This window comes from Secundilactobacillus hailunensis, from assembly GCF_005405185.1.
In the GTDB taxonomy this organism is placed as follows: domain Bacteria; phylum Bacillota; class Bacilli; order Lactobacillales; family Lactobacillaceae; genus Secundilactobacillus; species Secundilactobacillus hailunensis.
On the sequence record NZ_BJDO01000018.1, the window covers coordinates 35,316 to 48,026 of the forward strand.

The window sequence follows — 12,711 nt, forward strand, 5'->3', positions numbered from 1 at the left end:
AATTACTTGAATGACGCACCAAACTAACCATTCAATCATCCAAACAAACCAATCGTTTGCAATCGTTAACCATTTTCACCATAATCGGTGGTAAGTAAAAATTTAATTTTAAAAGAGGGATTGTTATGTTCAACACAAAAGTTGCACTTGGTACCTGGTCTTGGGGCTCTGGCTTAAACGGCGGTGACCAAGTTTTTGGTAATCATTTAACTCAAACTGATCTCCAAGCCGTAGTTGATTCAGCTATGGCAAACGGTTTGAATTTCTGGGACACAGCCGCTGCGTATGGTGAAGGATCTTCCGAAACCTTATTAGGCAATTGTCTGACGGCTTATAACCGTGACGACTACTTTCTGTCAACGAAGTTCACACCGCGTTTTGCTGGATCGGGTGAGAATCCCGTTGGCGATATGCTAGCCGGCAGTTTAAAACGACTGCACACAGACCACGTTGATCTGTACTGGATTCACAATGCGGAGGGTGTTGAAAAATGGACACCAATGATTATTCCACTTGTCAAAAAGGGACTTATCAAACACGTTGGGGTTTCTAACCACAATCTGCAACAGATTAAACGGGCTAGAGAAATTCTGAATGCTGGCGGCGTTGAACTTGATGCTGTGCAAAACCACTACAGTCTGCTCGATCGTAAATCTGAAGATGAAGGAATCTTAGATTACTGTCACGAAAATGGCATTACCTTTTTCCCTTACATGGTTCTGGAGCAAGGGGTACTAACGGGTAAGCACGATGCTGCTCACCCATTTGAAGGTGACAGTAACCGGGCAAAAAAGTACAACCCGCTGTTGCCAAAGCTAAATGAACTATTGGCCAAAATGATTGAACTGGCTGGTAAATACCACGTTGCAGTGGCTGACATCGCTACTGCGTGGGTCATTCAAAAGAACACCACCCCGATCATCGGTGTCACTAAGCAACACTACATTGCCGATACTAAACGTGCCCTTTCGCTTAATTTAACGTCTGACGAAATGAAGGCATTGGAATCTTTGGCCGATCAAGCACATGTGAATACCCAGGGTAGTTGGGAACATAGTATGGATAAGTGAACGAATAAGGAGGCTTAGATTGTAGCCTCTACAGGTCAATCTCGATACCTCTGACGAATAACTAAAATTAATAGTTACAGTTAGCAAAAAAAGAACCAGCCCAATTAAGGACTGGTTCTTTTTCAAATGTTCAGTTATCCGTTAAAGAAAATTACTTCTTCAGTGGAGTCCATTGCCATTTAGTGAATTCTTCAATATCGCGACCTTCATCACGAGTAACCTTGAAGTGTTTTGCTAAGATGTCATCCATCTTCTTGTCAAAGGCTTTACCGGCAGCTTCGTCGATAACACCATTGGCCATCAATGTATTAACAGCATCTTTAGATTGGTTGAAACGATCAAGTTCAGAGTAGACACGCATATCATATGCAGTGGTGATATCACCATCTTCACGGTAACCGTGAACGTGTGTACCTAAGTGTTGACGTTCGTAGAAGATTGATTCGATCAAATCTTCGTAACCGTGGAAACCAAAGAGAACTGGTGTCCCTGATTGACCGAAGAGTGCTTCGAACTTGTCATCTGACAATGAACGTTCTGCGTTCAGAGGGCCGTTCTTCTTTTGAAGACGTCCAAGTTCAACAACGTTCACATAACGCATCTTAACTGATGGGAATGCATCGTTGATCATGTCGATTGCAGCTAAGGTTTCAATAGTTGGTTCAACACCAGCTGAAGCAAAGACGATATCTGCATCTTCACCTTCAGCAACGGTTGAAGCCCAGTCAATGGTCTTGATACCTTCAGTAGCTAATTCTTCAGCTTCATCGATTGAGAACCATTGTTGACGAGGTTGCTTAGAAGCAACGATGTGGTTAAGCTTTTGACGGTCACGGAAGGCACGGTCAAAGACAGCTAACAACGTGTTACCATCGGCTGGCAGGTACTGACGGATAAAGTCAGACTTTTTTTCAGCCAAGTGGGTCAGCATACCTGGGTCTTGGTGGGTGTAACCGTTGTGGTCTTGTTGGAACACAGTTGAAGTTGAGATCAGGTTCAATGATGGGTAATCATTGCGCCATGGTTCAGCAGCTGCTTGACGAATCCACTTGAAGTGTTGAGTGGTCATTGAGTCAACAACGCGCAGGAATGATTCGTATGAAGCAAAGATACCTTGACGACCAGTCAGAGTGTAACCTTCAAGCCAACCTTCAGCTTGGTGTTCTGACAATTGAGCATCTAAGATACGGCCTTCTGGGGCTTCGTATTGGTCATTAGGTTCCTTGACCTTGCTCATCCATTGACGGTTAGTCATCTTGAACATATCCCAGAGACGGTTTGACATGGTTTCGTCAGGACCGAATACCCGGAATGATGTTGGGTTCTTAGTGGCAACGCCAGCAAAGAATGATGACAGCACGTTCATATCCATGTTGCGGTTACCATCTGATAATAACGTACCGCGGTTGTTTTCGTTGATGTCGTTAGCTAAGCTCTTCCAGTCAGGTAAGTCAAGCATAGCAGGCTTTTCACCACGACGACGGCCACCGTTAGTTACGGGGTTAGCTGCCATCCGCTTGTCGCCCTTAGGAGCAAAGTCAGCAACTTCAGCCTTCAATGAACCATCAGCGTTAAATAATTCGGTTGGCTTGTATGAGTTCATCCAAGCTTCGAATGCTGGTAATTCATCGAGGTTGTTTTGGCTTAAACCAAGTGGAACTTGGTGAGCACGGAATGAGTTTTCGATTGGTTCGCCAGCTGGGTTAGTCTTAGGACCGCCCCAACCTTTAGGCAAACGTGCGATAACAACAGGCCAAGCTGGAATAGTACCATCTTCGTACTTGCCGTTTTCGCGAGCATCTTTTTGAATTTGTTTAATATCAGCAATTGCTTGATCAAATAACTTAGCCGCTTTTTCGTGGTAAGTCATGAAATCATGAATATCATCGTTTTCAAGGAAACGAGGTGACCAGCCAAGGCCTTCGAAGAACTTAGCAATCTTGTCATCGCTCATTCGACTGAAGAGGGTTGGGTTGGAAATCTTGAAGCCGTTTAAGTCAAGAATTGGTAAAACGGCACCGTCGTTCTTAGGGTTCAAGAACTTGATTGAGTTCCAAGCAGTCATTGCAGGACCGGTTTCCATTTCACCATCACCAACAACAGTAAAGGCGATTTGGTCTGGGTTATCCAGAACGGCACCAGTTGCGTGTGAAAGTGAGTAACCAAGTTCGCCACCTTCATGAAGTGAACCAGGAGTTTGGGCAGTCATGTGGGAACCAATTCCACCAGGGAATGAGAACCGCTTGTAAAGACGTGACATCCCTTCAAGGTCCTGAGTGATTTCAGGGTAAGCGTCGGTGTAAGTACCGTCCAAGTAAGAGTTAGTTACCATTACTTGGCCACCATGACCGGGGCCACCAACATAGAACATGTTCAAACCGTACTTGTTGATCAAACGGTTGGCGTGGGCATACAGGAAGGTTTGTCCTGAAATAGTCCCCCAGTGACCGATTGGCTTAACTTTTACGTCGTCCTTTTGGATTGGTGTGTTCGTAACTGAGAACAATGGGTTGCTCTTCAGAAAAATCATACCACCGGAAAGATAAGTTGTGGCACGCCACCAGGCGTCAACTTTTTCCAAATATGATTTGGAATCATAATCTACTGTCATGAATTTGTACACTCCTTCATCTTGAATAGCTTTCTTCTAACAATTAACGAAAAATCGTTATGGTCCATTTGCTTTATTAATAATATCAATTTCTGCCAAAAAGTCAACAACTTTTTAAATTGATACGGTCCAATTATTGAAAATGTACTTAATTTCGCATTTTCACAAAATGATCAGCAATTGAAACCAATCTAATTTCTCGTGCTTAAATCATACTATGTACGGCAGAAATTCGATAGTTAATTTTGAAATAAATTCATGATTTTCTGCCTAATTTGATTTTTATTTACTTCTTTGCTTTATCAACTAATTGATTCAACCGCTGTACTTTTTGTTTAGCAATTTGCATTGAAATGAACCAGACAATAATATAGATAATAACGAATTCAATAAAGTAGAAAATTAAATAACTCTGAACTGGAAACCACCCAGCGAGGAGGGCTAACGGCGTGAACAACGCAAAGGTCACAATAAAGTGAACGATCGTCTGTCGGGTAATGCTCCATTGCGTCTCAAAAATCAGGTAACTGCCAACGTCGAATACAATCCCCATCAGCGCCCACAAACCAGCGGAAGCAATTGTTGCTATCAAAGAATTAGGAAATTGGTTAATAAAGTCTGGTGTTGATGACATAAAAACCGTTGTATGATTCAGCAGTGAAAAGCTGAGTGCTAGTAAAAAACCAATTGTAATGCCAGCTGCTGCTCCTGAAATTGTGTGTGAGATAATTTTCATTTTAAAAACGCCTCCTTAATGTGGTGTACATAACGTCTAGAAGTGTACGTGGTCGCGCCGGTCGTTAAATGAATCTGGTAACTGCCGCTATTAGTCAGTGAAAATGATTTGATTGCCGTTTTATTAACGATTTCAGCATTTGACACGGCAATGAACGTTGATTCTGAAAGCTGCTCTCTGAGTTCATACATCCGTTGCCGAACTTGGTAAGTGCCCGCCACCGTCTCACAGGCTACGTGTTTATCCTGTGTGTAAAATCGAATGATCTGATAGAATGGTACGACGATTTGCCTCTCATTCTGGTAACCTATAATCGTCATGTTATTGACCAGCTGATCAATTTCTACAGAAAGCTGTACCAGTTCTCGGTTTTCTTTTTGTGCGTTAATACTGATGAACGGTTTAACGAACTTTTCTGCTAAGTTGAAGATAACATCCATGTTGGTTTCCCCTCCTTTCAAAATTAGTTTAGCTTCTTCCCATATTGATAGCCAGCTGATTAGCATAACTGGTCGGTTTCAGCAGATAAGTGGTCAAAAATGACCGTTAGCACTCGAGGCTAACGGTCATTTTGGCGTGTCATTTAAAATCTATAGCTACCACTGCTGTTAACAGAAACAGTCCGTTGTCCTTTAGGCAATAGCGTTTTGGCGTGAATAAACACCTGGGCTGACTTCAACTTCGAGCCGGTAACATTCCATAGCAAAACAGATTGCGTCTTTCCATTAACCTTATGGGTCACGTGCCGGAAATACATGTAATCGGCCTTCGTCCAACCAGCTCCGGCTACCGCTTGATGCTTGTTCTGGGCCATTTTAGCCATTTGCCCGACGTTAATCCGGTACCAGCCGTGAACTTTGCTGATTGTTGGCAGGTAGCCGAAGTTACCCGTACCAGATGGAAACGAATGCCAAGCTAACTTATGGGTTGAAAACGACACCTGTTCACCCGCTTTTTCCCCACGATAGTGAGCAGTCGTCGAATACCAAGTCCCGCGAACTGACTTCGAAGCCGTTCCCGCTGATTTAGCGTTCGCACCCACTCCTGACAAACTAAGCCCAGCAATCAAAACCCCTGCAGCAAGCATCAATTTTTTCATTGAAAGCACTCCTGACCTTTTATTTATACCAGCATAAGCATACTGCTATTGCAATCTTTCAGCAACTTCTACTAAAGCTAGCATCATTTCTGCCTCTAATTTAGTAATCCTTTCACCCCTTTTATTCATCGAGTAGCATTTAATTGACAGCTATCAATTATTGACTATACTGTATTATCATAGATGAAATTAAAAAGTTAGTTTTGAAAGGAAGTTACCATTAATGTTGTTTGAAGAAACACGCCCCCAAACCCATAATGCACAAGAAATGCTGGATAAGTACCAGATTACGGAGTTAGTTCACTATGAACGCTACGCCCGCGACTACGGTCTGTGGGATGGCATGGCGACCTGCTACACCGATGACGCCACCATTGAGATTTCTTGGTATAAGGGCCCCATCAAGGGCTTCTTGGAAGCTTCCAAACCAGGTCCCGATGCGCAAACGGATTCCTTACCAGCGCACAAAATGCACGAAACCTTAGTCTGGCTGAACGGTGATAAAGCCGTAGCTATTGTAGTCACTACCATGACTGGCCGAACACCGGTTCAGGGGCAGACCATGGACAACTTGATTTATGTCCGTTTGGTTTACTCCCTCAAGCGGGTCAACGGTGAGTGGAAAATCTATTCCATGACCCCCGTTTACGAGCGCGATACCCTGTTACCCGTTACACCGAAGGACATCAAACCAGTTGAAGGCGCTCGCGACAGCTACAAGAACCTCGCCATCGTTCTAAAAGATCTCGGAGCCAAAACCAGCGATGATCTACCTGGTCTGGATCAGCCAGCCAGTGTTCAAAAATTTCTTGGTGGTGTTCAAGATTGGTTCGAAAAAAAGGAGTAGCCTAATATGACAAAAATAATTACCGTTGAAGAACACTTTGAACTCGACCCAAGTCAATCAGCACCACAGGGCAAGCAAGAGACTAAAGTTGACCCGAAAGGCCCGCAAGCTAACATTGTGGATCAGTATCTGCACAATTTTGACAAACGCCTTGAATACATGGATAAGTACAAGATCGATATGCAGGTCCTATCTAACCCTGGTGGTCCGCAGCAGGCAGGATCCGATAAGCAAGCCATTGCCAGTTGCCGCCAAATCAACGATTTATTGAGTAGCGAAATTAAAAAACACCCAACTCGATTCGCTGGATTAGCAGCCTTACCAGTTAACGTTCCAGACGCTGCTGCACAAGAATTAGAACGTGCGGTTACCCAGTTAGGCATTAACGGTGCCATCATTGGCGGTTTAGCCAATGATCATTTTCTAGATGAACCGCAGTATTTTCCCATCTTCGAAATGGCTGCCAAATTAGACGTCCCCATCTACTTGCACCCTGGTATGGTGAGAGAAGCCGAACGGAAAATGCTCTACCACAGTCCGTCATACTCTGACCAAGTTGGCGACATGATCTCACTAGCCGGCTGGGGCTGGCATATGGAACAAGGTATTCAGATGCTGCATCTGATTCTTTCCGGCATTTTTGACAAGCTGCCTAACCTGAAACTGGTTTCGGGTCACTGGGGTGAATTTGTGCCTTACTTCTTGGAACGTCTCGATGAATTTACCGGCATGACGCCGACTCATTTGGACCGGAAATTCTCCGAATACTATCGCAACAACGTTTACGTCACAGCATCGGGGATGTTTACCCAGCCGCAAATGAACCTGGCCCTAGCTGAAATGAGGCCTGATCACGTTCTCTGGGCAGAAGACTTCCCGTTTCTCAGACGTGAAGACCAGGTCGCTAACTTCTTGGAACAGGCACCGATCAAACAAGACGTCCGCGAAAAGATCGGTCACGGCAACGCTGAAAAACTGTTTAAGTTAAATTAATTGCTACGCTAATAAAGCCCCAAGCATTGTTCTCGTCAGAGTAATGCTTGAGGCTTTATCAATCTATTCAGTTAATCAAAGCTGACCCATTTCGCAAATCCCTTTGGTTGTCGGCTACGATAACTAATCGCGACAATCAAAATGGTTGCCAACAGACCAAGACCAGCTACTAGCCAAAGTGCTGTGTCGAAGGCACCAGTCTGACCGCCACCATATAAAGCATTGAATGACAGGTAGACACCCTGATACATCGGGGCATGATAGCTCAACCACTGATAGAAGCCGCCCATGGCTTTTCTTGGGATGATTGCACCACCAGCAATAACTTGTGACACCATCAGCGGTAACTGCACAATGATCGATGGTAGACCAAACATCAGCAATGCCAAGGCAAAGCTTAGTTCAAAGGCACCTAGGCCAAATAGCCACTCACTGCCCCAAAGCGTCAGAAACGAACTCCCAGAAAATTGAATGAAGCAGCGTAACGTCAAGATGGTGATTAACGGTCCAATTACCGTTCCTAGAACACCATTGATCTGAGCTGCTAGAAAAGCAGTCCACTTTCCCATCGCAAACCGGCCGCCCATAAACATGAGCGTTAGGATAATCCCCATGATCATAAAGCCTAAATAAAGACCTAGATTTAAGAACATCGGTGCCATCTGATATTGATAATTATCGCCTAGCTTGTTCAGATGAGTCGTGTGACTGACTGGCGCAGCTGTCAGTTTTTTGGCAGCTCGCTGTGCCTGAATCTGAGTCTGTTTCGTTACTGTTTGTTTAACCTGCTGCTGCATCTTTTTCATCATTGCAGGTGGCATTTGACCACCGGCTTTAGCCGCCTTGGCCTGCGCCTGTGCGCTGGCCTTTTTAGCGATCTGCGGACCAATCTGTTCCGCCATCGCACCCGTAATGCGTCCCGAAGTCAGCTGGGCGGCAATTTTATCTTGAATTGCTGAGATTGCTGAACGCGAAATGTTATTTTGCAAGAGGCCGTTGGAATCACTTACGTAGAAGTTGAGTTTCGGCTGTTTGCCAGTTTCAACCGACTTCGTGAACCCTGCTGGAATTGCAACCGTCATGGCATCCGTCCGGTTAGATAACCGCGTTTTAGCAGCGGACAGATTCGTAGTAGTGGTGACGTGCTTAAACGGCACGTTATCCTTTAACCCCGTCGTCATTTTCTTCGTGACCGTCGTCTTATCCTGATCCACGATCGTCATGCGTAACTGGTCAGTGGAATGAGGTAATTTATTAAATCCCGGTACTGCTGAGACAATAAACAGCACACCGGTGATAACCGAAATCAGCATCGCCACGTATGCTAATGGGTGTTTAAACCATTTTTTCATAAAATTCTTCTCCCTTATAGTTGTAGTTATATCTAGTATGGAACACCCTGTCAGTGGTCACAATCTGCAAAAAAGCGTGCAGTGTCCGATAACGGACATTGCACGCTAAAAAGTACGATAACCAACACTTTAACAATAATTAATTACTTGGTATTTGGATAAGTATTTAAGTTACCACCATAAATACTCCGAATCATTTTTTCACTTAAACCAGCGGCGTCATCACTCATTCCATTTTGCAGCGACCAGCGAATATAGTTTAAAACAATCGCGGACTCTAGGTTGGAAACGAAGCCTTCTGGTGCCTGCCGATCTGCGCCATAGCGCTGATTGACCCGTTGCCAGGTTTCACTCAGACACTGTTCCCAATTGGACAGCAGATCTAAATGATCCTCGTGAATTGCCAGCAACACATTTAAGGCTTCGCGGTGGTCCTGTAAGGTGACCGCAATTTTTGAAATGGATAATACGTGGGTCTCCTGATTAATGATCTGAGTTGCCCGTTGCTTGTCCAGCTTTTGAAATAACAGTGTGTACTGTTTTACCAGCTGCCCCAGCAGATCGTATTTATCCTGAAAATGTTCGTAGAAGGTAGAACGAGAAACCAAAGCTTGATCACAAACTTGGTTAACGCTGATTTTCTGAAACGGGGTCGTCTTCAGCAGCGTCAAAAAGGCCTGCTTGATATCCCGTTCTGTTTTGATGATCCGTTTATCTGTCAATTCAACTTTCACCTAGTTATTACCATTATTTTAGTCACTTGCTGACTTATATCATAGCATAGTCTTGGAATCGCCAGGTTAGAAACTGAGATCACCTACTGCTGCTTAGTCTTTGCTAAAGGCTCACCCAAATAAGCGGTTAATTCGTCATTAGTTGGGTACTTGCCCGTTTTGACGATTTTGCCATCATTAAAGGTAATTGGCAAACATGCCATCCCATCCGTTTCGAGTAAGTTGACTACCTGCCGATTACGGGCAAAAGCATGGGGATTTTGAGCTAAATTACGCCGAACGATCATGGCGTGTCCACTATGATTCACGGAACGCTGAAAAGCAGTTAGACGGACTAGATTCTGATCCACGCTGGGCCCGCATAATCCTGTGGGACAGCAGAGTGCTGGTTCAAAAATTTCAATTTTTTTCATCTTATTCACGACCTTCGTTTAAACCGTTAAATTAACTTGCTCATAATTGGACTGCCACTTTTCAACGGCATAATATCCGTTGGAAACAGCCTTTACTTGATCGATCCACTTCATTTCACCTTTGGCCCGCGCCTGAAGAATGCTGTTTGTAGTGTTGACCGCCAGCATACTTTGATTAACAACCCACCATTTATGCGGCATCTTGGCTCGCTCCAGGTCAGCATTTAACCGCAGCGATTCAGCAATTGGGGTGGTTTCAGGCAACGTGACCGTAATGATTTCCGTCTGCTTGGCATCCTGCAGCCGCGGTAACAGATCACGAACGGCTTGCGGTACTTCACCCGTTGTCCGTTTAACTTCTTTGGCATAGTTTTCCGTGGAATTCAGCAACAATAACGTGTGCCCAGTTGGTGCGGTGTCTAGCACGACTACATCACTATCACTTTGCGCCACCACGTTAGCAAACGCCCGAAACACCGCAATGTCTTGGGTGCAAGGTGACCGCAGATCTTCAGCGATATAATCCACATCGTCCGCAGACATGGTCTGTCTGGATTTGGCTAACACGTCATCTTGATAATCCTTTAAAACTTGCTGTTCATCAATGTGGCTGACGGTGATGGCTGGATCATCGATTTTAAACAGCGACAGGTGATCAGCCGGATCCGTGGTGGCTAAATGAACCGTTTTATGGTGGGCCGACAGTTTCTTAGCCAGTTGCACCGCCACCGTGGTTTTACCAACGCCGCCCTTACCCATGGTGAAGACGATGTGCTTGTCTTCTCTGATGAGATCAGTGACGATCCGGTCAATCGATGGAAAGGCGATGTGCTGGCCAGATTGAACGGTGATGGTTGGTTGCTGAACCTGCAATAACGCTCTAATGTTTGTTAAACCGGTGACGTTGTACGCTCGCAGTGGGACTTCAGCACTTGGTAGCTGACTTAATACGCCCGGCATATCTCGTAAGTCAGCTTGTTGCTGCCCATAGATGGTCTGAGAAGCCGCGTCAGTTGGCTCCTCTAAAACGCCGTTAACAATCAGGCGCTGGTTAGTCATCCCAATTTCGGCCAGTTCGTGAGCTGCCCGTTTGGTCTCAATCAAAGAAGCCCGCTGCGGTCTGGTGACCAGCATTAAAGTGGTGAGATCCGCATTATTCAGGGTTTCAACCGCCTTTTGATAGGTGGCTTTTTGCTTGCCTAAGCCAGCTAACTGACCGAGACACGAAGCTCCCTCCTGATTGTGATCTAGGTAATTGCTCCAGGCGCTAGGCAGCTGCAGCATCCGTAAAGCGTGGCCAGTGGGAGCCGTATCGAAAATAATATAGTCATAGCGCTGATCAATGGTCGGATTCGTCAAGAATTTTGCGAATTCGTTAAATGACGCAATCTCAACCGTACAAGAACCGGATAGTTGTTCCGACATATTTTGAATCGCTGCTTCCGGTAAGACACCCCGGTACGGTGCAACCACTCTATCACGGTATTCTTTTGCAGCAACGATGGGATCAAAGTTGGCGGCATCAAGTCCGGCAACTCCTGGCACTGGTTGCGGCTGATTCGTCAGTTTGGTTTCAAACACATCTTGTAAATTGCTGGCTGGATCCGTGGAAACGATCATTACCCGCTTACCAGCGTCCGCTAGTTTGACCGCCGTGGCCGTTGCCATGGTGGTTTTACCAACGCCACCCTTACCCGTGAAAAATAAGTAGTGGGTCAGATTGGCTGTTAAAGGATCATATAAGTTCAATTTATCGCCTCCAAATCGTTCAATTAGTAAGCGCTTACAAGAATTTCTAAACTAATTACTGCTTCATACGCTCGATTGCCTTAATTATAGGTGGCAATCCCGCCAAAATCAAAAGGGCCACCCACCCTATCTGTGGTATTCTCTCAAACAACGAACTGCGAGTGCACGTCATCCGCCTGAATATGCAGGGATTAAGTCCATTTTCAAAACTGCAGCTGAAACCGTTATCAAATTAATGGCATTTTAGTGAGCTAGATAGTGGTACATTGCCCCCGATTGTTTTAAAATGACGGCACATAAAAGTTGATTCGTACCGTTCGCACACATTCACCTAAAGGGGGTAACACGATGTTTAACTGGGAAATATTGGAACCTGCTGAATATCAGCGTTCAGTTGTTCCAGAACTCGTTGAGTTAACTACACGTAGCTATATCACTGCAGAAGGCCGCACTTCAAGCCACACCGCAGATGACACTTTTTTAGCCTTGGCAACAGCCGTTGAAAAATTGGCAGCAACCATTGCTGACAGTCCGAATATTGGCATTGAAGTTGACAGTTTTAAATCCTACCGTCCCTACCCAGTTCAAGCAGTTTGGATTGCCGATGGTGATGGCGAACGGTTTAAGATCTGGCTCAAACAACCGTTATTTATTCACGAAAATATCTTTGAGGCCGCTAAAAAGATTGCTAACTTGGCACCTGCTTTGGCTAACCAGATACACTTTGAACACCTGACTGAAGGTACTGAGATTCAGGCAACGGGTCACGGTGAAGCAGGTAGCCAATCAGCCGCTTTACAATCGCTTAAGACAGCAATCGAGCAGGCAAGTTATCAGCCCCGTAATCTCGATACCTACCGTGAAGTTTATTTAGACGGGCTACCACTAACCGACCACAGCGACGTTTTGTTCCGGTTAGAAATTGATCCGTCAGTGGGAAATCCTAAACCTAGAGTAAGTAATTAGTTGCGGTATCGATTAATCAACACCAGCAAAAGGCCCAGATCGTGCACTATGCCCTGTCAAGTTGACAAATGAAATAATATAAAGTTTTATGTGTTCCTAAGCGGCTTCACTCCAGTATTCGTCTGGAGTGAGGCCGTTTCT

At 45.0% G+C, this 12,711-nt stretch carries 12 protein-coding genes; 4 read left to right on the forward strand and 8 right to left on the reverse strand.

Annotated elements, in window-relative coordinates:
- Positions 1–125: 125 nt before the first annotated feature.
- Positions 126–1,070, forward strand: coding sequence for an aldo/keto reductase (locus FFM73_RS06475; RefSeq protein ID WP_137630957.1), 945 nt, complete (start codon positions 126–128; stop codon positions 1,068–1,070).
- Between the two features lie 151 nt (positions 1,071–1,221).
- On the opposite strand, the gene FFM73_RS06480 is transcribed toward FFM73_RS06475, so the two are convergent.
- The 4 genes from FFM73_RS06480 to FFM73_RS06495 form a co-directional block, all read right to left on the reverse strand.
- Positions 1,222–3,681, reverse strand: coding sequence for a phosphoketolase family protein (locus FFM73_RS06480; protein WP_137630958.1), 2,460 nt, complete (start codon positions 3,679–3,681; stop codon positions 1,222–1,224).
- 286 nt (positions 3,682–3,967) lie between these two features.
- Positions 3,968–4,417: a DUF3021 domain-containing protein gene (locus FFM73_RS06485; RefSeq protein ID WP_137630959.1), complete on the reverse strand. Its 450-nt coding sequence runs from the start codon at positions 4,415–4,417 to the stop codon at positions 3,968–3,970.
- Positions 4,414–4,857, reverse strand: coding sequence for a LytTR family DNA-binding domain-containing protein (locus FFM73_RS06490; RefSeq protein WP_171001224.1), 444 nt, complete (start codon positions 4,855–4,857; stop codon positions 4,414–4,416). The genes FFM73_RS06485 and FFM73_RS06490 overlap by 4 nt, the downstream gene beginning before the upstream one ends.
- A gap of 143 nt (positions 4,858–5,000) precedes the next feature.
- Entirely contained in the window at positions 5,001–5,516 is a 516-nt protein-coding gene (locus FFM73_RS06495) for a hypothetical protein (protein ID WP_137630961.1), read from the reverse strand.
- 223 nt (positions 5,517–5,739) lie between these two features.
- On the opposite strand from FFM73_RS06495, the gene FFM73_RS06500 reads away from it, so the two are divergent.
- Together FFM73_RS06500 and FFM73_RS06505 are read left to right on the forward strand one after the other, a co-directional pair.
- On the forward strand, positions 5,740–6,363 hold the full coding sequence (locus tag FFM73_RS06500; RefSeq protein ID WP_137630962.1) for a nuclear transport factor 2 family protein: 624 nt from the start codon (positions 5,740–5,742) through the stop codon (positions 6,361–6,363).
- 6 nt (positions 6,364–6,369) lie between these two features.
- The gene (locus FFM73_RS06505) at positions 6,370–7,356 is read left to right on the forward strand and encodes an amidohydrolase family protein (protein WP_137630963.1); all 987 of its coding nucleotides are present in this window, start codon (positions 6,370–6,372) and stop codon (positions 7,354–7,356) included.
- Positions 7,357–7,427: 71 nt separating this feature from the next.
- On the opposite strand, the gene FFM73_RS06510 is transcribed toward FFM73_RS06505, so the two are convergent.
- From FFM73_RS06510 to arsA, 4 genes are all read right to left on the reverse strand, one after another.
- Positions 7,428–8,708 carry a YhgE/Pip domain-containing protein gene (locus tag FFM73_RS06510; RefSeq protein WP_137630964.1) on the reverse strand — a complete coding sequence of 427 codons (1,281 nt, stop codon included), beginning with the start codon at positions 8,706–8,708 and terminating at the stop codon, positions 7,428–7,430.
- A gap of 143 nt (positions 8,709–8,851) precedes the next feature.
- Positions 8,852–9,430, reverse strand: a complete 579-nt coding sequence (locus FFM73_RS06515) for a TetR/AcrR family transcriptional regulator (protein WP_171001225.1) — start codon at positions 9,428–9,430, stop codon at positions 8,852–8,854.
- A gap of 95 nt (positions 9,431–9,525) precedes the next feature.
- A complete protein-coding gene (gene arsD / locus FFM73_RS06520) occupies positions 9,526–9,855 on the reverse strand; it encodes an arsenite efflux transporter metallochaperone ArsD (protein ID WP_137630966.1) in 330 nt (109 codons plus the stop codon).
- A gap of 18 nt (positions 9,856–9,873) precedes the next feature.
- Positions 9,874–11,604 (reverse strand): arsenical pump-driving ATPase, encoded by a 1,731-nt coding sequence (arsA, locus tag FFM73_RS06525; RefSeq protein WP_137630967.1) that lies wholly within the window; start codon positions 11,602–11,604, stop codon positions 9,874–9,876.
- A 348-nt stretch (positions 11,605–11,952) separates the two neighbouring features.
- On the opposite strand from arsA, the gene FFM73_RS06530 reads away from it, so the two are divergent.
- Positions 11,953–12,570 carry a hypothetical protein gene (locus FFM73_RS06530; protein WP_137630968.1) on the forward strand — a complete coding sequence of 206 codons (618 nt, stop codon included), beginning with the start codon at positions 11,953–11,955 and terminating at the stop codon, positions 12,568–12,570.
- The last annotated feature ends 141 nt before the right edge of the window (positions 12,571–12,711 follow it).